This is a genomic window from Helicobacter typhlonius (genome assembly GCF_001460635.1).
Lineage (GTDB): Bacteria > Campylobacterota > Campylobacteria > Campylobacterales > Helicobacteraceae > Helicobacter_C > Helicobacter_C typhlonius.
In genome coordinates this window covers 1,278,405-1,300,424 of the sequence record NZ_LN907858.1, presented here as the reverse complement: position 1 = coordinate 1,300,424, position 22,020 = coordinate 1,278,405, and the positions used below count along the sequence as shown (strand labels likewise).

General features: G+C 39.1%; 23 protein-coding genes. 13 read left to right on the top strand and 10 right to left on the bottom strand.

Translation table 11 applies throughout. The features are described from left to right. Positions 1-9 precede the first annotated feature (9 nt). Positions 10-2,820: a nitrate reductase catalytic subunit NapA gene (gene napA / locus BN2458_RS06530; protein WP_034327324.1), complete on the bottom strand. Its 2,811-nt coding sequence runs from the start codon at positions 2,818-2,820 to the stop codon at positions 10-12. A gap of 237 nt (positions 2,821-3,057) precedes the next feature. Here napA and BN2458_RS06525 point away from each other — a divergent pair, with 237 nt between their 5' ends. The 7 genes from BN2458_RS06525 (at position 3,058) to hisG (ending at position 7,742) form a co-directional block, all read left to right on the top strand. Continuing rightward, a complete protein-coding gene (locus tag BN2458_RS06525) occupies positions 3,058-3,735 on the top strand; it encodes an HAD family hydrolase (protein WP_034327323.1) in 678 nt (225 codons plus the stop codon). 65 nt (positions 3,736-3,800) lie between these two features. Beyond that, positions 3,801-4,295, top strand: coding sequence for a transcription elongation factor GreA (gene greA / locus BN2458_RS06520; protein ID WP_173644081.1), 495 nt, complete (start codon positions 3,801-3,803; stop codon positions 4,293-4,295). After that, positions 4,295-4,735, top strand: a complete 441-nt coding sequence (gene dut / locus BN2458_RS06515) for a dUTP diphosphatase (protein ID WP_034327322.1) — start codon at positions 4,295-4,297, stop codon at positions 4,733-4,735. The genes greA and dut overlap by 1 nt, the downstream gene beginning before the upstream one ends. Positions 4,736-4,750: 15 nt before the next feature. Then, entirely contained in the window at positions 4,751-5,419 is a 669-nt protein-coding gene (locus BN2458_RS06510; protein WP_034327320.1) for a hypothetical protein, read from the top strand. A 3-nt stretch (positions 5,420-5,422) separates the two neighbouring features. After that, positions 5,423-6,448: a plasminogen-binding protein gene (locus BN2458_RS06505; protein WP_231944742.1), complete on the top strand. Its 1,026-nt coding sequence runs from the start codon at positions 5,423-5,425 to the stop codon at positions 6,446-6,448. Positions 6,449-6,450: 2 nt separating this feature from the next. Further along, the gene (locus BN2458_RS06500; RefSeq protein ID WP_034327319.1) at positions 6,451-7,071 is read left to right on the top strand and encodes a type III pantothenate kinase; all 621 of its coding nucleotides are present in this window, start codon (positions 6,451-6,453) and stop codon (positions 7,069-7,071) included. A gap of 53 nt (positions 7,072-7,124) precedes the next feature. Further along, positions 7,125-7,742 carry an ATP phosphoribosyltransferase gene (gene hisG / locus BN2458_RS06495; protein WP_034327318.1) on the top strand — a complete coding sequence of 206 codons (618 nt, stop codon included), beginning with the start codon at positions 7,125-7,127 and terminating at the stop codon, positions 7,740-7,742. Here the strand turns inward: hisG and BN2458_RS06490 are convergent. Beyond that, a complete protein-coding gene (locus BN2458_RS06490; protein ID WP_034327317.1) occupies positions 7,732-8,058 on the bottom strand; it encodes a hypothetical protein in 327 nt (108 codons plus the stop codon). The genes hisG and BN2458_RS06490 overlap by 11 nt on opposite strands. Beyond that, on the bottom strand, positions 8,055-8,771 hold the full coding sequence (locus tag BN2458_RS06485) for a YgjP family zinc-dependent metalloprotease (RefSeq protein ID WP_034343336.1): 717 nt from the start codon (positions 8,769-8,771) through the stop codon (positions 8,055-8,057). The genes BN2458_RS06490 and BN2458_RS06485 overlap by 4 nt, the downstream gene beginning before the upstream one ends. A 54-nt stretch (positions 8,772-8,825) precedes the next feature. Here BN2458_RS06485 and rplI point away from each other — a divergent pair, with 54 nt between their 5' ends. From rplI to BN2458_RS06460, 5 genes are read left to right on the top strand one after another with little or no spacing between them, the layout of a single operon-like run. Continuing rightward, on the top strand, positions 8,826-9,275 hold the full coding sequence (gene rplI / locus BN2458_RS06480) for a 50S ribosomal protein L9 (RefSeq protein ID WP_034327315.1): 450 nt from the start codon (positions 8,826-8,828) through the stop codon (positions 9,273-9,275). 2 nt (positions 9,276-9,277) lie between these two features. Next, entirely contained in the window at positions 9,278-9,820 is a 543-nt protein-coding gene (gene hslV, locus BN2458_RS06475; RefSeq protein ID WP_034327314.1) for an ATP-dependent protease subunit HslV, read from the top strand. 24 nt (positions 9,821-9,844) lie between these two features. After that, complete coding sequence (gene hslU, locus BN2458_RS06470; RefSeq protein ID WP_407081058.1) at positions 9,845-11,161, top strand: HslU--HslV peptidase ATPase subunit; 1,317 nt, start codon at positions 9,845-9,847, stop codon at positions 11,159-11,161. Between the two features lie 5 nt (positions 11,162-11,166). Beyond that, on the top strand, positions 11,167-12,120 hold the full coding sequence (gene era / locus BN2458_RS06465; protein ID WP_081951417.1) for a GTPase Era: 954 nt from the start codon (positions 11,167-11,169) through the stop codon (positions 12,118-12,120). Between the two features lie 21 nt (positions 12,121-12,141). Then, a complete protein-coding gene (locus tag BN2458_RS06460; protein ID WP_034327312.1) occupies positions 12,142-13,149 on the top strand; it encodes a L,D-transpeptidase Cds6 family protein in 1,008 nt (335 codons plus the stop codon). A 1,130-nt stretch (positions 13,150-14,279) separates the two neighbouring features. On the opposite strand, the gene BN2458_RS06455 is transcribed toward BN2458_RS06460, so the two are convergent. The 5 genes from BN2458_RS06455 to accB all read right to left on the bottom strand — a co-directional run bounded on the left by BN2458_RS06455 (position 14,280) and on the right by accB (position 20,008). After that, positions 14,280-16,034 (bottom strand): methyl-accepting chemotaxis protein, encoded by a 1,755-nt coding sequence (locus BN2458_RS06455; RefSeq protein ID WP_058122067.1) that lies wholly within the window; start codon positions 16,032-16,034, stop codon positions 14,280-14,282. 175 nt (positions 16,035-16,209) lie between these two features. Continuing rightward, positions 16,210-17,391, bottom strand: coding sequence for a UDP-4-amino-4,6-dideoxy-N-acetyl-beta-L-altrosamine transaminase (pseC, locus tag BN2458_RS06450; protein ID WP_334094741.1), 1,182 nt, complete (start codon positions 17,389-17,391; stop codon positions 16,210-16,212). 21 nt (positions 17,392-17,412) lie between these two features. Further along, positions 17,413-18,129 carry a hypothetical protein gene (locus tag BN2458_RS06445; RefSeq protein WP_034328369.1) on the bottom strand — a complete coding sequence of 239 codons (717 nt, stop codon included), beginning with the start codon at positions 18,127-18,129 and terminating at the stop codon, positions 17,413-17,415. Between the two features lie 37 nt (positions 18,130-18,166). After that, positions 18,167-19,534 carry an acetyl-CoA carboxylase biotin carboxylase subunit gene (locus BN2458_RS06440; protein WP_034328370.1) on the bottom strand — a complete coding sequence of 456 codons (1,368 nt, stop codon included), beginning with the start codon at positions 19,532-19,534 and terminating at the stop codon, positions 18,167-18,169. Positions 19,535-19,543: 9 nt separating this feature from the next. Continuing rightward, the gene (gene accB, locus BN2458_RS06435; protein ID WP_034342195.1) at positions 19,544-20,008 is read right to left on the bottom strand and encodes an acetyl-CoA carboxylase biotin carboxyl carrier protein; all 465 of its coding nucleotides are present in this window, start codon (positions 20,006-20,008) and stop codon (positions 19,544-19,546) included. A gap of 82 nt (positions 20,009-20,090) precedes the next feature. On the opposite strand from accB, the gene dcd reads away from it, so the two are divergent. Continuing rightward, positions 20,091-20,660: a dCTP deaminase gene (dcd, locus tag BN2458_RS06430; RefSeq protein WP_034328372.1), complete on the top strand. Its 570-nt coding sequence runs from the start codon at positions 20,091-20,093 to the stop codon at positions 20,658-20,660. A gap of 120 nt (positions 20,661-20,780) precedes the next feature. Here the strand turns inward: dcd and BN2458_RS06425 are convergent, their stop codons facing one another. Together BN2458_RS06425 and BN2458_RS06420 are read right to left on the bottom strand one after the other, a co-directional pair. Continuing rightward, on the bottom strand, positions 20,781-21,107 hold the full coding sequence (locus BN2458_RS06425) for a DUF3240 family protein (protein WP_052082042.1): 327 nt from the start codon (positions 21,105-21,107) through the stop codon (positions 20,781-20,783). 9 nt (positions 21,108-21,116) lie between these two features. Next, positions 21,117-21,869, bottom strand: coding sequence for a hypothetical protein (locus BN2458_RS06420; protein ID WP_034326534.1), 753 nt, complete (start codon positions 21,867-21,869; stop codon positions 21,117-21,119). Positions 21,870-22,020: the final 151 nt, after the last annotated feature.

The window sequence follows — 22,020 nt, the reverse complement described above, 5'->3', positions numbered from 1 at the left end:
ATTTTATCCTTATGCTTTATATACTTTCACAGCGCATTTTTTAAAGTCTGTTTGTTTTGAAATAGGACAAGTCGCATCAAGGCACACTTTATTGATGAATACATTTTCATCAAACCAAGGCACATAAATAAGCCCTTTTGGTGGGCGATTTCGTCCGCGTAAATCAAGTTTTGCCTTGACTTTGCCACGGCGAGATTCTACCCACACGACTTGATTTTGTTCAAGATTCTGTGCCTTTGCGTCTTCAGGGTGCATATAGCAGAGTGCTTCAGGCACAGCACGATAGAGTTCAGGCACACGCATAGTCATCGTGCCAGAGTGCCAATGCTCAAGCACACGTCCGGTGCAAAGCCATAAAGGATATGTTTTATCGGGCATTTCGCAAGGGTCCATATAAGGGCGCAAGAAAATTTTTGCCTTATTATCAATACTCACTTTATCATCATTTGGTGCTTGAAGTGAGCCAGCAGGCATACTTTTGCCTTGATTACCATAGAATGCAAACGCCTTGCCATTACCGAGCTTTTGTGCGTAGAAGTCGTATTTTGCGTTAAATCTCCATTGTGTTTCTTTGCCATTGACTACAGGCCATCGTAAGCCTCTCACACGATGATAGGTGTCAAAATCCGCTAAATCGTGTGCGTGTCCTAAGCCAAATTGGCGATATTCTTCCCACAAATATTTATGGACAAAGAATCCATAGCCCCTAAAGACTTCGCCATCACTTCCCTCTACATTGCGATAATCGCCCAAAACTTCGGTGTTGAGTTCATTTTTTAACATAGAATCTTCTACACTAAAGGCTTTTGCGTCCTTGTTTGCAAAGAGCACATCAAAGAGCGTATCATCTTCTTTGTAACCCATAGCCTTAGCATCTTCTAAAACCGGCTTCAAATCAAGGTCAGCGTATTCTTTAGCCCACACTTCGCTAAGTTTGAATCTCTTAGAAAATTCGAGTATTTGCCATACATCAGTCATCGCCTCACCCGGTGCGACAACTTGTTGTTTCCAATGTTGTGTGCGTCTCTCGGCGTTACCATATGCACCCCATTTTTCATAAATCATTGCTGTTGGCAAAATCAAATCCGCGACTTTTGCGCTTATGCCCGGATAGCATTCGCTTACAACAATAAAGTTATCTTGCTCCCTTGCTGCAGCAATCCAGTGATTAGCATTAGCAGTATTTTGCCACGGGTTATTTACGTGAACCCACGCCCATTTGATTTTAGAATCTTCCAAATCACGCATAATTTTCAAAAATGGTGAGCCTATTTTGCCATTGAGCGTTCCAGCGGGAAGCTTCCATATTTTTTCAGTCATCTCTCTATGTTTTGGATTTGCTACTACCATATCCGCAGGGAGGCGGTGTGCAAATGTCCCAACCTCACGCGCTGTTCCACACGCACTTGGTTGTCCTGTGAGTGAGAATGCACCACTGCCGGGTTTTGCTTGTTTGCCAAGGAGCATATGCACCATATAGCTTTGCTCATTGACCCAAGTGCCTCTTTGGTGTTGATTCATACCCATTGTCCAAAAACTTACGACTTTGCGACTTTTATCGATATAGTAATCCGCCATTGTTTGAAGCTTTTGCTTGAAAGATTCTATACTTTCATCGGGGTTACCCTTAGCGAGATTTGCTACAAAATCAAGTGTATAAGGTTCTAAGCCTTTTTTGAAGTCCTCAAAGCTAATGCCCCAGTGATTGCCAGCTGCACCAGCTTTATCCATTTTCATCTCATCACCCGCTTTGATACCAAGGTATTGTAGTGTGATACCCTCATCTTCGCTTACAATTTTTGAAACTTCCTTAGCAACAATGTCTTTTTCTGAATCTTTAAATTTTGGGTGATTAGGATTATTTCGCATACCATAGCCAATATTCACAAAGCCTGTGCTAAATACACAATTTTCTTTGACAAAGTTTTCATCTACGGCGTTACGATTGATAATCTCACGCGCAAGATAATTCCAAATCGCCAAATCAGTGTGAGGCTTAAAGATGATTTCAATATCCGCTAAATCCGATGTGCGGTTAGTGAAAGTGGAGAGATTGATAATCTTTACATTGCTATTGCTAAGTTTTCTATCGCTCACACGACTCCATAGCACAGGGTGCATTTCAGCCATATTCGCACCCCAAGTGATAATCGTATCGGTAAGCTCAATATCATCATAGCACCCAGCGGGTTCATCGATACCAAATGTCTCTATGAAACCAACAACCGCACTCGCCATACAATGCCTTGCGTTAGGATCAATGTTATTACTTCTAAAGCCACCTTTAATGAGCTTTACTGCTGCATAACCCTCTTGCACGGTGTATTGCCCAGAGCCAAAAACACCTATGCCTGTTGGTCCTAGTTCGTTGTAAGCTTTTTTGAATTGCTTTTCCATCTCATCAAACGCCCTTTTCCAGCTTACAGGCGCAAATTTTCCTTTTTTGTCAAATTCTCCATTGCTATTTACGCGCAAAAGAGGTTTTGTAAGTCTATCTGCTCCATACATAATTTTGGCGCAAAAGTATCCTTTGATACAATTCAAGCCTCGATTTACAGGTGCTTCGGGATCACCCTTGACGGCTACAATTTTTGCCTTGCCTTGCGCGTCTTTTTGTGTGGCTACCATAATGCCACAGCCTGTTCCACAGAATCTACACACAGATTTATCCCATTTCCATAGCTTTTGTGCCTCTTGTGCCTCTGCACTCATTACGCTTGGGATACTTAGCCCCACACTTGCTGCTGCTGAAGCCGCTGCCGCACTTTTGATAAAGTCGCGGCGTGAAAGGGTAGGCTTATTTTGCATCTTGTTTGTCATAAAACCTCCTTGAAATTTGTATACATTTGGTCTCTCCAAATGCCTTTTAGCACTTTAATGCTTATTCTCATCGTGCTATTTGATAAAAATCAAACTTATAAAAATATTTTTTAACTTTTTGGGTTTTACATATATATTTTAAATTATATAATGTAGTGTGAAATTACCTGTAATGTGTGTAAATAGAATCTAAAAATATTATAATACTGCCTTTCAAAAATAACAAAGGATAGACAGATGCAAGATAAGGCAAAAAATGCCATTGTGCTTTTTGATTTGGACGGGACACTTGTAGATTCTACACAGGCGATTTATGCGAGTTTTTGCGAGGCATATAAGAGTATGGGCAAAGTCGCTCCAAGTCGTGAGGAAGTAATTAAAACAATCGGGCATACTTTAGAAAATATGTTTATGCAAAATGGTGTATTGCATACAGAAGTTGATGAATATGTGCGCCATTATAGAATCTGCTACCGCACTCTTATGGAGGCTGGCACACATTTAATCCCTCACGCAAAAGAAGCGGTGATTGAGGCTTATGACTTTGCGTATCTTGGTGTCGTAACAACAAAGCGCGGAGATTTTTCGCAGATTCTATTAGAAAAGCTCGGTGTGTGGCAGTATTTTGATGGTATTATTGGTATTGAATCTGTGAGTCGCCCCAAGCCCGATGCTGAACCCATTTTAAAGATGTTGGAGCATTTACGCGTTGCGCAAAGGGGCATAGCGCAGGATAGAATCTTTATGGTGGGCGATACTTCGCTTGATATTTGTGCTGCTAAAAATGCGCAGATTCAATCTGTGGGTGTGCTGTGTGGCTTTGGCGATAGAAAAAGCCTAGAAGCCCAAAATGCACTCATATGCGAGAACGCACTTGAAGCCGTGCGTTATATTGCGCAAAAATGTAGTATTTAGCCCTTGTTTTTTTACTTTAGCTAAAATGGTAGGTTTATTGTAAATTATGATTTTTGGGAGGAGTAATGGCGACAGAACCAATGACGAATTATGGCTATGAGAAGCTGTGCGCAGAGCTTAAGAATCTTAAAGAAGTGGAGCGTCCGCGTATCGTGGTGGAAATCGATGTAGCACGAAGCCACGGGGATTTAAAAGAAAATGCAGAATATCACGCTGCACGAGAGAAACAAGCCTTTATTGAGGCGCGTATAAACGAGTTAGGGCAGATGTTGGCAAATGCGCAAATTATTGATCCCGCGAGTTTGCCACACGACAAAGTAAGTTTTGGCTCAAGTGTGAAAATTGTGAATCTTGATACTGACAAGGAGTTTATCTATACATTGGTAGGCTCAATGGAGAGCGACCCATCTAGGGGGCTTATCTCTGTGTCTTCACCTATCGCAAAGGCTCTCATTGGCAAAAAAGAGGGTGATGAGGTAAGTATAATGCTACCGAGTGGTGAGAATGAATTTGAAATCTTAGAAGTTTTTTATAGAGAGATTAATTTTAAAGGTGAGTGATGAAACAAGCTTATATCAAAATCAAAAAACTTCATCAAAAAGCCATTATTCCAAGCTATCAAAGCGCACAGGCTGCTGGTTTTGATCTACACGCACTCAAGGATTTTGTATTGGGTGCGAGAAGTAGAGCACTCATCGAAACGGGCTTAGCTTTTGAAATAGAATCTGGCTTTGAAGTGCAGGTGCGCCCACGCAGTGGCTTGGCACTCAAAAATGGTATATCTGTGTTAAATACCCCTGGCACGATTGATAGTGATTATCGTGGAGAAATTAAGGTAATTCTTGTCAATCACGCCGATGAGGATTTTCATATTTGTGCGGGTGATAGAATTGCTCAAGCGGTGATAAGCGAGGTAACTCAAGCGGTTTTTATCGAAGTGGAGAATCTAGAGGAAAGTGAGCGCGGAGACAGGGGCTTTGGCTCTTCTGGTGTGAAGTGATATAAAGGAGAATAAATGAGTTTGCAATCAAATTTAAAAAATGTCAAAGAATCTTTTGATAGAGATGAGAAGATTCTAGAGAGTGCGTTTGCGCTGGAGATTTTATGGAAGCGATATCGCAAGTATTTCATAGCGATTTTTGCACTTGCTGTATGCGCGCTCTTAGGCTGGTATGTGAGCGGATATATAGAATCTAAACGCGCAGATGAAGCGACAAGTGCGTATGCAAAGATCCTCATCAATAGCAGTGATGAGGAGGCATTAGCTACGCTCAAAAACAAAAGCCCGGAGTTGTATGATATGTATCGCTTTTTTAATGCAGATAATGATATAGAGACTTACAAAGAGTTAGCAATTTCTAATAATTCCTTTGTGCGCTCCTTGGCTGCTTATGAGGTAGCTTCTCTACAAGCAACCGCGTTTGTAGAATCTCATACTGCTTCATCGGGTGAGATAAGCTCTAATGTAGATTCTGAAGCTTTGAAAAATCGCGTTGCAATGCTTGAGCACACGAGTTTAAGGGGTTTAAGAAATCTTGCCCTTTTACAGGAAGCGTATTTGCTTTTTACTTTTAATAAAGCAGATGAGGCTCATCAAAAGCTTATGCTTATACCTGAAAATAGCCTATTTTGGGCAGAGGCTGTGAGTCTAAAGCATTTGGGCGTATCGTCAAAAAGAGAGTAATTGATGTCGCAAAAATATATCAAAAATATGATTTTTAAAAATCTCATTTATTGCACTTGCGTGTGCGCTTTCATCATATCTGGTTGTAGCTCGAAAAAACATTTTGAGCCTAAAATCATTAGTGGCAAGGTAAATTTTAGCGACAAGTTGAGCGCACCCATAAAGAGTGCTACGCGTGAGGGCGCAATACTTAAAGACAATACGCTAGTGAGCTATACACGTGGCATCACACCTATTATTTTGGAATCTAATCATAAATTTTTAGCAGAGGATAAAAACACTTATGTGTTGCAAAAGGGGTGTGGGGAAATTTTGATTATGGAATCTGCACACGATTTTTTACAAAGCATACCTTTTGATAAATGTGCGCTCTCTGCTGATATTAAGGGTAATGAACTTGCCTTGGTGCTGATTGATAACACCATAGTTTATTATGATATAGCACAAAAAAAAGATCTTTTCTCTCAAAAACTTTCGCCTGTCCTAGCGATAAACTCCTATATTGCTTCACCGCAAATTGGCGATAAGTATGTTATTTTTCCTGATTTGGAAGGAAAGATTCTTGTCTATGATAAGGCACAAAATAAGATTATTAAAGATATTTTAATCGTAAGTGACAAGTTTTTTAGTAATGTGATTTATATGTATGCGAAAGATAATTATCTCTTGGCGGCGACTGCAAAGAGAGTGAGTGCGATTATCGATGATAGGAGCTTTAAATATGATATAGATTCGCGTGATGTGTTGTTTTATGATAATAAGGTATATGTGCTTAGCATTGAGGGGGAGATTTTAGAGTTTGATCATACTTTGAAACTCTTGCGTAAGGTGCGACTGCCTTTTGCGGTGCTAAGTGGCATTGTGATTGCAGACAATACGCTTTATACGCTCGAAAAGGGTGGTTATCTCATCGCTTTAAGTTTCGATGATTTTGCCCCTATGGTATATAAGCATAATCTGTCTAAGAAAAAAAGCCTTTTTTATAATCGAAATACGATATTTTATGATAAAGTATATAAGAGGTTTTAATAATGCTTCTGTGTGATATAGGCAATACTTTTTTGCATTTTTACCATAATGGCAAGATATGGAAAGAAAAGCCATATTCGCTCACAAAAAAAAGAAGCGATATTCCTATTTATTATATTAGCGTGAATGAGCGATTTGAGCGCTGTCTGCTTGCCTCGCACCCCTATTGTATAAATGTAGGTGGGCATATTGAGGTAGAGAGCGGATATGCAGGCTTAGGCGTGGATAGAAAGGCAGCGTGCAGGGCGATTGATGATGGAGTGATTATTGACGCGGGTAGCGCGATGACGATTGATGTGATGGATTCAGGCATACATATCGGTGGCTATATTATGCCCGGGTTGGAGGCATATAGAAAGATGTATGCGGAGATTTCGCCCGTGTTAGACCGCAGTATAGAAATGGCTGTGAATCTAGCAAATCTCCCTCAAAACACGACAGATGCCATAAGTTTTGGTGTGCTTAAAAGCGTGGTTTTAATGATTAAAAATACCTCACGCACAAAGAAATTGTATTTCACAGGGGGTGATGGCAAGTTTTTTGCACGTTTTTTTGAAAACGCAATTTATGATAATACGCTCGTGTTTAAGGGTATGCAAAAAGTCTTACAAAAGCATATATGAGCGAATTAGACTTTAAAAAATTTGGAAGATTCTAAAAGAGAAAGGAGAGAAAAATGATAAAAATAGCCTTGCCTAAAGGGCGCATAGCACAAGAGAGTTTAGCATTATTTGAACGACTTTATAGTGGGAATTTTGTTTTTGACGATAGGAAATTAATTTTAGAACATAATGATTTTACTTTTTTGCTTGTACGTAGTCAAGATGTGCCGACCTATGTCTTTCATCAGGCGGCTGATGTGGGGATTGTGGGACTAGATGTGATTGAGGAGCAAGAGGCTAATATCGTGCGGCTTTTGAATCTTGGCTTTGGCAAGTGTAAGGTTGTGGTTGGCTCACCTGTAGGAAAGAGTCTAGATTATCAAAAGCCAAAGTTAAAGATTGCGACAAAAATGCCAAATATCACGCGCAAATATTTTGCAAACAAAGCTGTGTCTATCGAATCTTTGAAACTCTATGGTTCGATTGAGTTAGCCCCGCTTGTGGGTTTAAGCGATGCGATTGTAGATATTGTGGAGACTGGCAGCACTATGGCGCAAAATAATCTTAAAATTGATGAAGTGATTATGGAATCTAGTGCGTATCTTGTGGTTAATAACAATAGCTTTTATGAAAAGAAGGAGCAGATTCTAGCTCTCTATAATGAGCTTAAAAAAATTACAGCTACTCAATAGCAGAGTGTAGTATCTCTTGGGATTTTTTGAGTGCCTCGAGCTGAAAATCTTTAAGTGCATTTGTGTTTGGTTTAGTGGGTGCCATTGGTGTGGTGGGTGCAGTGGCTGCTTGATTTTTATTTATCTCATTAGGAAGCATACCGCGGGGCATTTTGACAAATATATCTTCATAATTTTTCTTACCCAAATGATGACGAATATAAATCTCTCCGCTATTTTGCGAGTAGATATAGGTGTCTTTGCCATCTGAAAACATCACCCATTCTCCGGCAAATAGATTCGCAGCTATACATACACTCCATAGAATATTCTTCATTCTAGCTCCTTTAGATATTGTAAAAGTGCGGGGTAGATTCTAGCCTCTTGTCGCAAATTTTCGCGCAATATTTTGGCATCAGGGCAGTATTGTATCACAAGATTCCAAAAAGCTTTAGAGTGATTTTTATGCACGATATGGGCTAGTTCGTGGATAATCACATAATCAATTAATGTCTGTTTGGCAAAAATTAGCATAAAGGAAAAGCAGAGGCGGTTTTTACCGCTACAACTCCCAAAGCGTGATAGGGCTTGAGTGATTTTCACCGAGCGATATTCTAAGCCCATAAGCATTGCTTGTGAATCTACCTTGATGCCAATGTAGGCAAAAAGTAAAGCCTTAAGCCTTGCTTGTAGTGAAGAAGTCTTTGGGATAGAATCTAATGTGTTGGGGCTTAAATTGAGTGCTTGAGGGGATAAGGTGTGGATTTGATGCAATTTATACCATTTGCCAAAAATAAGTATTTGATTGTTGTGATTTTCTAGGCAAGTTTGTAAATTGATACGATTGTTTTTAAGTTTATGCAGTGTGGATTCTATCCACAAGTGATTATTCATCACAAAGTCGAGCAAACGCGTATGTGAAAAATGTAGTGGCACGCGCACATACATAGAGAGATTGTTTTTAATCACAATGCGCGGGTAGGCTATATTTTTGTGTTGAATGTGGATTGATAGGGCATTTGGATAAGTTTTTTGCAGTATGTTTAACATAAATGTGGCTACTTTGAGTTATAATTTCGCCCATTATAACAAAATGGAGAAAATATGAAAGTTTTGCTTTTAGAAAATGTGCAGGGTTGTGGCAAAAAAGGAGAAATTGTTGAGGTAAAAGATGGCTATGGTCAAAATTTTCTTATTGCTAAGGGTAAGGCACAGCGCGCAACAAATGAGGTAATAAACAAATATAAAGCACAAATCAAAAAACAGCAAGAAATAGAGGCACTAGAGATTGCAGAACTCAAGCAACTTAAACAAAGTATAGAATCTTTAAAACTCACTTTGCATAAAAAAGTGGGTGCGAACGATACGCTTTTTGGCTCAATTACTAAAGATGAGATTGCTGTGGTTTTGAGCGAACACAAGATAGAGATTGATAAAAAGCATATTGACATACCTCAAGCCATAAAGCACACAGGGGAATTTGAAGTGCAAGTAAAATTGGGGCATAGTATCAATGCAACTCTCAAGCTTACAATAAAATCCATTAAGGAATAAATATGTTTGAGGCGACCACCATACTTGGCTTTCGGGGCGAATATAATGGCAAACAATGCGCAATTATTGGCGGAGACGGGCAGGTAACCTTTGGAAATTGTGTATTAAAAGGGAATGCGACAAAAATCCGCACCCTTTACAATGGGCAAATTCTTAGTGGGTTTGCTGGAAGCACCGCCGATGCGTTTAGCCTCTTTGATACATTTGAGCGCATTTTGGAAGGGCGCAAGGGCGACTTGGTGCGTAGTGTAATGGAGTTTGCAAAGCAGTGGCGAAGCGATAAATATCTGCGTAAATTAGAAGCGATGATGATAGTGCTTAATAAAGAGCATATCTTTATTTTAAGCGGAAGTGGCGATGTGGTAGAGCCAGAAGATGGACAAATCGCTGCTATCGGCAGTGGTGGGAATTACGCATTAAGTGCGGCTCGGGCATTAAATGCACATAGCAATTTAGCACCAAAGGAGCTTGTTGAGCAATCTTTGCGTATCGCAGGGGAGATATGTATTTATACAAATACGCAGATTAAGATTTTGGAATTATAAAATGGAGTGTATATGAAAGAAAATATGACACCAAAAGAAATTGTAAGCTACCTTGATGGCTACATCATCGGTCAGTATGAGGCAAAAAAGGCAGTTGCCATTGCTTTACGAAATCGTTATAGAAGAATGAAGCTCGATAAAGAGGTGCAGGAGGAGATTACGCCAAAAAATATTCTTATGATTGGCTCAACAGGTGTGGGTAAGACAGAAATTGCAAGACGAATGGCAAAAATGATGGGATTGCCCTTTGTGAAGGTTGAGGCGAGTAAATACACAGAAGTGGGTTTTGTGGGTCGAGATGTAGAATCTATGGTAAGGGATTTGGTCCTTGCAAGTGTAAATCTTGTCGAAAATGAGCATAGACAAAAAGCACAGGCGCAAATTAATGACTATATCATCGAAAAAATTACTCAAAAACTGCTCCCACCATTGCCAAGCGGCGCGAGTGATGCGAAAAAAAGCGAGTATGATATAAGTTTTGCGAAAATGAAGCAGCGCGTAATTAAGGGTGAAGTCGATGACTTGATGATAGAAGTGGAGATAAGCAAAAAACAAAATATCAGTGATGATAATCTCCCACCGGATATGGTTAAAATGCAAGAATCTATATTCAAAGTGCTCAATGTTACGCAAGATAAAGTTAAGAAAGAAATGAGTGTGAAAGAGGCGAAAGAAGCCCTCACAAATGAAGCAACAGAATCTGTGCTTGACACGGAGAATATCCGCTCGGAGGGGCTAAGGAGAGCAGAGCAAAGCGGTGTGATTTTTATCGATGAAATTGATAAGGTGGCACTTGGGCATAAAGATAGCTCAAGGCAAGACCCTAGCAAAGAGGGTGTACAGCGGGATTTGCTCCCTATCGTAGAGGGAAGTGTCGTCAATACTAAATATGGGCAGATTAAGACAGATTATATTTTATTCATCGCGGCGGGAGCGTTTCATTTTAGCAAACCGAGTGATTTAATCCCGGAGTTGCAGGGAAGATTTCCATTGCGCGTGGAGCTAAGCACACTTGATGAGGAGAGTTTATATAGAATCCTCACCCAAACAAAAAGTTCTCTTTTGCGGCAATATCAGCTTTTACTTGATACAGAGGATATATGTCTTGAATTTAGCGATGAGGCGATTAGAGAGTTGGCTCGGCTTTCACATAATGCAAATGAGCGCACAGAGGATATTGGTGCAAGGCGACTACACACGACCATAGAGCGAGTTTTGGAGGATATTAGCTTTGATGTGGATAAATACAGGGGCAAGGAAGTAGAGATAAGTGGTGAAATGGTGCGTGAGGCGTTGGCGGATTTGGTAGAGAATGTTGATTTAGCGCGATATATACTTTAGAATCTATGGAATCCACACATACTTCAAAACCTACGCTAGAGCCTCTACCAAAGCATAAGGCACAGGATTCGCATACTCGTGCGGGGTTTGTCGCTACACTGGGCAGACCAAATGCGGGAAAATCTACTTTGCTTAATGCACTTTTGGGAGAGAGGATTGCGCTTGTATCACACAAGGCAAATGCCACGCGCAAACAAATGCAAATGATTGTGCCATATCCTCCATTGCACGCACAGATTGTGTTTGTGGATACGCCGGGTATTCATCATAATGAAAAGCTTTTGAATCAGTATATGCTTTCACAAGCCCTAAAGGCTATGGGGGATTGTGATTTGGCACTTTATCTCGCGCCTGTGAGCGATGAGGTGGCGCATTATGAGGAATTTTTGCGCCTAAGTGGTGGTTTGGCACACATACTGCTTTTAACAAAAAGTGATACTTGTAGTAAGGAGCAGCTTTTGCTAAAAATCGCGCAGTATCAAGCCTATGATACGTATTTTCTTGAGCTCATCCCTATAAGCGTGAAAAAGGGATTTGATAGGGATTATATTTTGCGTCAAGTCGCTATGCACTTACCTTTTGCGCCATTTTTTTATGATGAAGAGTTACTTACACCTGTAAATCTTAAAGAAATTTATAAAGAAATGATACGGGAAAGTCTTTTTGAGAATCTTAGCGATGAGATTCCATATGAAGCCGATGTGCTGATAAAAAGCTTCAAAGAAAATCAAAAGCTTGATAGAATCCACGCGCATATCATTGTAGAAAAGCATAGTCAAAAGGCGGTTGTGATTGGCAAGGAGGGCTCAAGCATCAAACGCATAGGCATAGGTGCGAGAGAAAAAATGCAGGTTTTTAGTGGCAAGAATGTGTTTTTACAGCTTGATGTGGTAGTGCAAAAAGGCTGGAGCAAACAAAAAGATGTGTTGAAAAAAATTGGATATGATTTTAATGAATAATGCAAAAAGGAGTAGTGAAGAATGAATGCATTAGTAAAATGGCTCTTGTGCGTAGCTGTGGGGTTCTCAAGCGTGTTTGGTATTGATGCGCAAATGCTAAAGCTTGTCAATGAATACAAAAAAAATGGTATAGGAGCGGTGGAAGGCATACTCGAGGAATATCTGCTCAACAAGGAGTATTGGGCGGAATATTTGAAGGACAATAGCACAGAATATGGATATTTTGAGGATATGAAATTTTTGTTTGTATCAAACAAGAGTATGCCCTCACTCACTCTTTACGAATTGCAAAATGCAAAGCTAAAGGAGCTTGGCACTTCAAGTGCGCTTGTGGCAAAGGGTAAGGGGAATAAGAAAAAAGAGGGCGATTTAACCACACCCATTGGCTCATATGATTTGAACGCGCGTTTAACGGGGTTAGATCAATATTATGGACCACTCGCATTTGCTACAAGCTATCCTAATGTGTATGATAGATCTTTGAAAAAGACAGGCGGGGGAATCTGGATACACGGCTTACCACTTAATGGTGATAGGGAAGAGCTTAATACGCGCGGGTGTATCGCCATTGATAATGAGATTCTAAAAAAATATGACAAGCTTATTGATTGGCAAAAAACGATGTTAATTACTTATGAGGATAAGTTTAAGCCAACAAATACCGATGAACTTGCTATTGTGCTCTCTAGTTTGTATCAATGGAAAAATGTGTGGCAAAAAAGCGACTTGCAAACTTATTTAAGCTTTTATGATGAGCAGAATTTCTATCGCCCAGATGGTATGAGCTTCAAGGCATTTAAGGAGCATAAAAGGCTTATTTTTGCTAAGAATGAGAGCAAGAGCATACACATTTCACATATAAATGTTTCGATTTATCCAAATGAGGAGCACCGCAATATGTATCGCATAAGCTTTATGCAGGATTATAAGGCATTTCTCAATGGCAAACCAAGCTTTAACTCAAATGGCAAGAAAGATATGTATGTAGTCGTAGAAAATGGCAAGATGAAGATTCTAAGTGAGAGGTAAGATGAGATAGAATCTTTCTTTCACAAAAAGTTTTTTAAGTGCGTGAGCGGTATATTTCAAATAAAAGGGGATAAATATATAAGTGTGGCTCTGTGGTTTTGCCACTGCACTTAATCATTCTCCTTATGACTTTATCATCATTCTTAGAATAATAGCCATTTATCCTAGATTCCTTAATGCTTTTACTTGTGCTTTATCTTTATTGTTTTTACTCGTTTTCAAGGATTGCCTAAGCTAGATTCTAAATCCTTATTAAAAGCCATTTCTATGGAGTAGATTATTCTAAATATAAGGATAAAGCTTTTATAAAGTATTTTGTTTATATATAAAAGTAAAGCAAAGATAAGTAAGTATCACAAAGACATTAAAGCAAATAAGTAAATGCTACTTATTTGCTTTAATGTCTTTCTTATTCTAATATACTTTGGCAAAGTTTCTAAAAGAAGTGAGATTTGATAAATCTTATAAGAATCTTTAAATAAGGAGCATTTTCAAAGAGCCAAGCTCATAGCACACAAATTCCATTTTGAGTAAGTAGCATTATTTATTCATCTTAATATATGGAGTGGCATTTCTCAAAGAAGCCCAAGAGTCTTGAAGCATCATAAAAACCCTTTAGGAATTATTTTAGTTATAGTTTTTATGGGATACATCGTTATTTTAGCCTTTATGAGTTTTGGGAAGCTTAACAATCTTATCTTATTACTTTGGTTTATGGCTAATGATGTTTGGGGAATTGAGATAATCTTTTGTGTGTTTTATAATAAAGCCTCTTTTGGTTAGATTGCTCTTTTCTTTCTACCCTAAAGAATATTAAATCTTTATAGAATCTCGCAAGAGCTATGGCTAGTGCTCTTTCTATCTTAGGCACAATCCCTATTTTAATGAGTTAAGCATTTCTTTTATCCAATAGCATACTTACTAGGGCAAGAGTAGTCTTTGGGATTTAAAGCAAATTGGTTGCTTTAAATTTTTCTATCATAGAGGACATAAGAGCCACTAGAGACTTTTAGTCTAAAACTTCATCTATTAGCTCATAGCCCATAGAGCTAAAGTCTTTAGATAAAGCCCTAGTTTTTGATGACTCTTAGCTACTAGAGCCAAGCAAACTTTTAAGCCCTACTTAGAGCTTAGAACTTCTTCTTATTCACATCATCTAGAATATCTTTAGCTACTTTATCTACTCTTTCACTAATCTCTGAGCTTGCATTAGCAATCTCAACATTCTCTTGTGTTACAGATTCTAAATGTGATATAGCATCATTAATTTGAGTAACACCAGTTGTTTGCTCTCTAATAGATTCACCCATATCATTAATAGATTGAACCAAGAGATTTGTATTGGCTTCAATCTCACCTAGAGATTTTTGAGTGCGCTCTGCTAGTTTTCTTACTTCATCAGCAACAACAGCAAATCCTCTTCCGTGCTCTCCTGCACGTGCAGCTTCTATTGCTGCATTAAGAGCAAGTAAGTTTGTTTGGTCTGCAATGTCTCTAATAATGCCAATGACATTTTTAATATCTTCACTTTGTTGAATGACTTCACTTGTCTTACTGCTTACATTTTGCATAGATGAAGTAATTTCTTCTACTGCTTGAGCTGTTTGTTCTAAGCTACTTGCTTGAGAGTTTGTAAGATTTGTGAGTTTATTCACTGCTTCTTGTAAGCCTTGTGCTTCATTACCTAATGTTTGAGCAAAGGCAGCACTTGTAGAGAGCATTTTTCTAATCTCTTCGCCTAGAGTATTTGTAACAACTTCTACTCTACCACTTGCATCTTTTACTTCTGTGGTGAAGTCTAGTTTAGTATAGCTATCGAATACACGAACAATCTCTGGGAGATTCTTTCCTACCGCATTTTGGAGAAGTTCTAAAAGGTCATTCATAGAATCTCGTAATTTATTCAATTCGGGATTATGTCCTTTAAGTTCAATAAGCGTGTCAGCATATCCTTGTTTTGCCCTTTCAATAACCTGCAAAGACTGCTTTACAAGCTTTTGGTCTTGCTCTAAGCCTGTGGTTACATCTTTGATATTTTCTTTAATATCACGCACCATTTGCGCAAACTCATCTTTGCCTTCAAGCTCAATGATGTCTATCTTAGTGCTCTCGTGGCTAAGATATTTAAAGAATAAAGTCAAGTTCTCTCGCAAGACACGAACGCTCCTAAACAATGAGCGGTAGAAAAGTATAATCAGTGGCACAAACACACAAATAAATACACATAAGCCTATGATGACAGCCTCTCCCATTGTGCTATGCACCAAATCTATAAGAATCGATGAAATATCCTGTGTATAAATGCCTAGGGTATCTATATATACGCCAGTAGATAGCCAAATATCTTGTGTGTTTGGTATGAGCGCGGCATAGGCGATTTTTGGTGCATTATCTAAAGAACCATTAGGCATAGGCTTTGAAAACACAAAATGCACGAATTTTCCCTCTTTTGTCTGCGTTTTTGCGCTATCATAAAGCTCTCGCACATAATATACGCCATTTGCATCTTTGGTCTGCGCAAGAGATTTGCCAATTAAGTCTTTGCGCGTAGGGTGAGCCACAGGGACATATTCTTTATAGGCGAAAAAATAACCAGATTTATCATCTTCAAAGCGAAAATCCTCTATGGCTTCAGCGATAATGCGAATCTGCTCGGCTTCATTACGTCCCTTGACGAGTGTGCCAAGCGACTCTGCGAGTAAATCTGTAGAGAGTTTTATACGTTGCTCGACTTCTGTTTGAATGACTTGATATAAATGATCACTTGCTTGCTGTGCGAGTTCTTCTTGTTCGACAAATACAAATACAACAAGCACAGCAAAACTAATAGTGGAAGCAAAGACAAGAGAAGCTAATTTGATTCGAAGCGAGAGACGATTAAACATAATAATCTCCATTGTGTAATGAAATGAACAATATATGCTAAATTGTATTGAAAGAAAGTAAATAATACATTGTTTTATGCGCGTATGCGAGGATTAAGCGAGTTTGGTGCTTTTTTGAATCTATTGTGTATTGTTTAAATCTATGAGTAGCGATGGCTTTTTTGCGCTTTGTGGATTAGCGGATTTTATTGCATTCTTTCAAAACAATATTGGCTATATCTTGTGCCTGTTCCATACTCAAAGCCTGATGACAAGGGATAGAGAGGGTAGAGAGATAAAAATTATCGGCATTAGGCAAACTCATCTCACCAAAAAGATTCTTATAAAGGCTAAATTGATAAATGGGTTTGTAATGCACCTGCACACCAAGTCCTTGTGCCTGTAAGGATTTAAAGATTTGCTCCTTATGAGTATGGAGGTGTGGGAGTAGCAAAATCGGGTAGAGATGATGAGTGCTCACAATGTGTGAATCTATGGGAATGGTATGAAAGTGTATATTGTCCTTAAAAAACTCATCATAAAAAAGTGCGATTTGATGGCGATGTGCGATAAAACGTTCAATCTTTTGAAACTGACTAAGCCCGAGTGCCGAGCCAAGATCACTTAGACGAAAATTCATACCAGCAAGTGTGCAGTCATAGTGCCATAAACCCTGCTTTTCCACGCCGTGAGAGAGCAAAAGCCTCGCATAATGCGCTAAATCTTTATCATTAGTTACTAATGCACCGCCCTCTGCGGTTGTGATAGGCTTTACCGCGTGGAAGCTAAAAATAGTCGCATCGGCGAGAGAGCCTATAGGAGAGCCATTGTAGCTACCACCAAATGAATGGGAGCTATCGGAAAACAATAAAAGATTATGTTTGTTTGCGATTGCACGTAAGGATTCTATCTCTACACTTTTACCAGCATAATCCACGCTTACAATCGCCTTTATAGAATCTCGTTTGCTATGCGTGGTGAGCAAGGTTTCTAAGATATTTTCATCAATATTGCCATCGCTCTTTACATCACAAAAAATGGGTTTAATCCCCCACTGCAGCATCATATTAGTCGTAGCCACAAAGCTTATGGGCGAGGTAACAAAATATATTTCCTCTATGAATGTATTTGTTTGGGAATTTTTAGAATCTAAATACTGCGGGAAATATTTATACATAAAGGCGCCATAAAGCGCATATAGTGCGGAGGTAGCGGAATTAAAGGTAATGGCATATTGTGCGTTAGATTTTTCACATATCGCGGTTTCAAAGATTTTTGTCATATTGCCTTGTGTGAGATGAGATGAGCGTGCAAGAGAGCAAAGTGCGTCTATATCGTCTTGCTCGATGAGTTGCCTACTATAAGGTATCACAGGCATTACTTTTGAATCTAGGGCAAACTAAGCTAAAAGCTCTTGCACTCGCTGATTGTTTAATTTTTCTGCATTGTGCGAGGCGCGGAAAAGTGAGCTAAATTTCTTAAGGAATGAACCATCAGTGCTTTCTGTGCTGTGATTTTTATCTATCTTAATGTCCTTTGAAGCAAGTTTGCCTGTGCTTTCTTGCGCTTGTCCTTGCAGGGTTTGGATAGCGTCTTGAATCTGACTTTGTTGCTCCTTTAATACATCATAAAACTTTTGTGCGTCATTATTTATGAGCTTTGTATCAAGTTTTTGTGCGTCAAAAATCACTCGCTCTTTGTTGTCCTTGATGTTTTTATTAAATACGCTAGAACCCTCAAAAGTAGCCCCTTTGAGTATAGATTCTATACCTTTTTTTAATGTGCTTATTTCTTCTTTTATGCTACTTTGTTCTGTTTTGTCTAGGCTTTCCTCATAATCCTTAGAAAGTTCTAGTATTTTCTTTGCATCTGGCTCTATGGATTTGAGTGATTTTTGCGCGACCTGAAGCTTACCGATGTCGCTATTAATCCTCTTAATATCCTGTGCAAGTGGGTTATTGCTCATCTCGCTTGTATCTGCACTTTTGCCCACACTACTTGCAACAGCACTTTTTTGCGCGGCTTGAGTTTGCTTTACCTTATTGTCTTGTTTTTTTAGCTCGTCTCTTCTTAGTTCTTCTTGGGCGAGCTTTTGTGTTGTATTGCTAATTTTCATACTTGCTCCTTTAAGTAAAATAAATCCTCATCCTCGCCTACTGCTCTAAATTAAGCATATTTTGTTCCAAATATTTCGTGTGAATATTTGAAGCAATAAAATCTCGATTTTGCATCATCTTGATGTGAAAGGGAATAGTTGTTTTTACGCCCTCGACACAAAATTCCCTCAAAGCTCGGTGCATACGATTAATGGCTTGGGTTCTATCCTTGCCCCACACGATGAGTTTGCCAATCATAGAATCATAGTGCATTGGCACGACATATCCACCATACGCGTGAGTATCAAGGCGCACATTCGCCCCACCCGGTGCTACCCATTTTGTGATTTTACCCGGGCAAGGGTAGAATTTTTCTGGATCTTCGGCGGTGATTCGGCACTCAATAGAATGTCCTTTAAAGCTAATGCTTTCTTGATTTGGGAGCTTCTCTCCCTCTGCTATGCGTATCATCCACTCCACCAAATCAAGTCCGCTTACCATTTCACTCACGGTGTGTTCGACCTGTAAGCGTGTATTCATCTCCATAAAATAGAAATCCTCATAATTCGCATCGAGTAAAAACTCAAAAGTCCCCGCGCCCACATATTTGATGTATTGCGCTGCTTTTACTGCGGTTTCAAGAAGCCTTTTGCGCACTTCAGGTTTAAGTACAATTGCTGGAGATTCTTCGATGAGTTTTTGCTGACGTCTTTGTGCGGAGCAGTCGCGCTCACCGATATGCAACACATTGCCGTGCTTATCGGCTAGAATCTGCACCTCAATATGTTTAGGATTGCGGATAAATTTCTCCATATAGATTGTGCCATCACCAAATGCGCTAACAGCTTCAGATTCAGCCGCGAGATAGAGATTCTTAAGCATTTCTGGCTTTTCTACCACGCGCATACCTCTACCACCACCACCCGCAGCAGCCTTTAGAATCACGGGATAGCCAATTTCATCAGCGATTTTTTGCGCCTCCTTATAGTCCTTAAGCGCACCATCACTTCCTAAAATCACCGGCACACCCGCTTCTTTCATTACATCTTTTGCTTTCGATTTATCGCTCATTAGCACCATAACATCAGCGGTTGGACCAATAAACTCTATGCCGTGATGAGAGCAAATCTCCACAAAGTTTTGATTCTCACTTAAAAATCCATAACCCGGAAAAATCGCATCAGCTTTTAAAAGCTCTGCCGCGCTCATAATTGCTGGGATATTGAGATAGCTCTCATTCGATTTGTCCCCACCTACGCAGATTTTTGCATCTGCTACATCAAGATAATAGGCATCTTTGTCTGCGGTTGAATAGATAGCGATTGCCTCTTTTCCCATTTCCTGAATTGTTCTAATTGCGCGTAGCGTGATTTCACCGCGGTTTGCAATAAGAATCTTTTGTATATTCTTTTTCTCAATACTCATTACTTTGCCTTAGAGTTTTTCGACTTTGATGAGATTTGCACCATATTCTACCGGTTGCCCATCATTGACTTCAAGCGCGACAATTTTGCAGTCAAAATCTGCTTCGATTTCATTCATAATTTTCATTGCTTCGATAATCCCAACGGTTTGCCCCTTTTTCACAATATCCCCAACATTCACATAGGGAGCCGCGCCTGGGCTTGGCGAGCGGTAGAAAGTCCCTACCATTGGTGAAGTAACAAAAACGCCACTACTTTCTTTCGAAGCGCTTTGTGGCGCACTCGGCGCACTAGATTCGGTAGCTACTGGAGCTTGTGGAATGGTTTGTGTGGTAACTTGTGGGAGAGACTGCACTACATTACAAGCAGTAGCTTTTTGGAGCTTGAGTTCGATACCTTCTTGCTTAAGCTGAAACTTCGCTATGTTGCTGTTATCAAAAAGTTCCATAATTTTTTTTATTTCTTGTAGATTCATTGTCGCACCTTTTAGAGTGAATTTAATTTGCTATAATAACACGATTTTTTAAAAAAAACAATTTATAAAAGTGAGGTTTGCAATGGGGTTAAAGTCGGATTTGTGGATTAAAGAAATGAGTAAAAATGGTATGATTGAGCCATTTTGTGAAAAGCAAGTGGGAAAAAATATCGTAAGTTATGGACTTTCAAGCTATGGGTATGATATTCGCGTGGGACACGAATTTATGATTTTTACAAATATCGGCGCAACTTTGGTTGATCCTAAAAGCTTTGATGAACGCAATGTTGTGGAGGTAGATGCAAGTAAGGAGGGCTTTTGCCTCGTGCCTCCAAACTCCTTTGCTCTTGCACGCACAATAGAATATTTTAGAATCCCGCGCAATGTTTTGGCGATTTGTCTAGGTAAAAGCACCTATGCGCGCTGTGGGATAATCGTCAATGTTACACCTTTTGAACCCGAATTTGAGGGGCATATCACGATTGAGATTAGCAACACTACGCCGCTTCCGGCAAAAATTTATGCCAATGAGGGTATAGCGCAGGTGCTTTTCCTTGAGGGCGATGAGTCTTGTGAGGTAAGCTATAAGGATAAGAATGGTAAGTATCAAGGGCAGATTGGGATAACTCTACCAAAAGTGTTGAGAGGATAAAAGGTTACTTATAAAAGTTTTAGCCCTAAAAAGACTTAGTTCTGCCCCCCCCCACAAAAAGAAATGTTTTGGTTTTGTCTCACTTGGGTTAAAGAGGTATAATCATATAGAATCTAGACTTTAGGTTTCTTTCGCGTTAGTAGTGAACTCCAAAGGCGAAAATACAGAATGTGTGTAGATTCTCACATTATCTGTGCCAAAGGCTTGGAAAAGCTTATTTATTACAGAACGCACACCTTGCTGGTCGCTTAGAAACATTCTAAATAGTCCATATTCCTGCCTACCACTTACTTGCTCTATGGTGCTTTTAAGGAATGAGCTTGAGGCATATTTTTCACACTGGATATAAAAAAAATCATCATATCCGTCCTCTAATAGCATATCTACAATAGAGTCTTTTAGCTCTTTCTTACAATAAATATCTACGCTTAATGTTTCTTGTTGCATTGCTGTATCTTATGAGATAGGATTGCGTATATTTTCGCCATAGGCTACGACTTGGCGGATTCTAAAAATAGCGATAAGAAACATAATTCCACCAACAATAGCAAGTATGCTAAAGCTCATAAGTCCAATGAGAGCAATCACGAGTATTGCCATACTATCAAAAATCAGCACAGAAATCATAACAATATACATCAAAATGAGACCAATGACGCTCACAATAAGTATCTTAAATCCTTGAAAGAATAATCCATCGTGCAAAACAAAGCTTAGTTCTTTGCTAAGCTGCCATTGCAAATAAATACACACAGGGATTGCGATAAGTATAAAAATCAAATACAACACAATAAAAGTATTTAATTCCATATTTTCAAGCGTGTATAAGTCGTTTCTACCAAAAAAGCTAATACAATTTATAATAGCTGAAATGACAAACAACGCTATGTAGAGATTAAAAGCTCTCCTTCTCAAACTTAGCTTTGATATGTAAAAAAGAGCAAAAAAAACGCCAATGACTGATATAAAATTAACAATGTATGCGTAAAACATCACATCTTTCATTACCTCTTCATAGTTCAATAATATTCCCTCAGCAGTAGCGATACTACTAAGTGCAAAACTAAAGGCAAAACATATATAGAGTATATTGAGTATCAAAACAGCGATAAATAATCCTTTAGCTCTCTTTAACTGCGGCGTGTTGTCGATGTGGTGGATTGGCACATTGTCTGGGATAATGGGTAGGGTAGTCTTAAAAAATGCCATTTTTTAAATCCTTTGTTTTGTGCTTTTATTGATTGTGTGCTTGGAAACCCAAAATGTGCAAATAGCGCAATGAGAATTCTCGTATCTTGTAAATCCTCATTAAAAAACACATCTTAAATTGATTTTAGAATCATCTTATTTTAAGAATCTT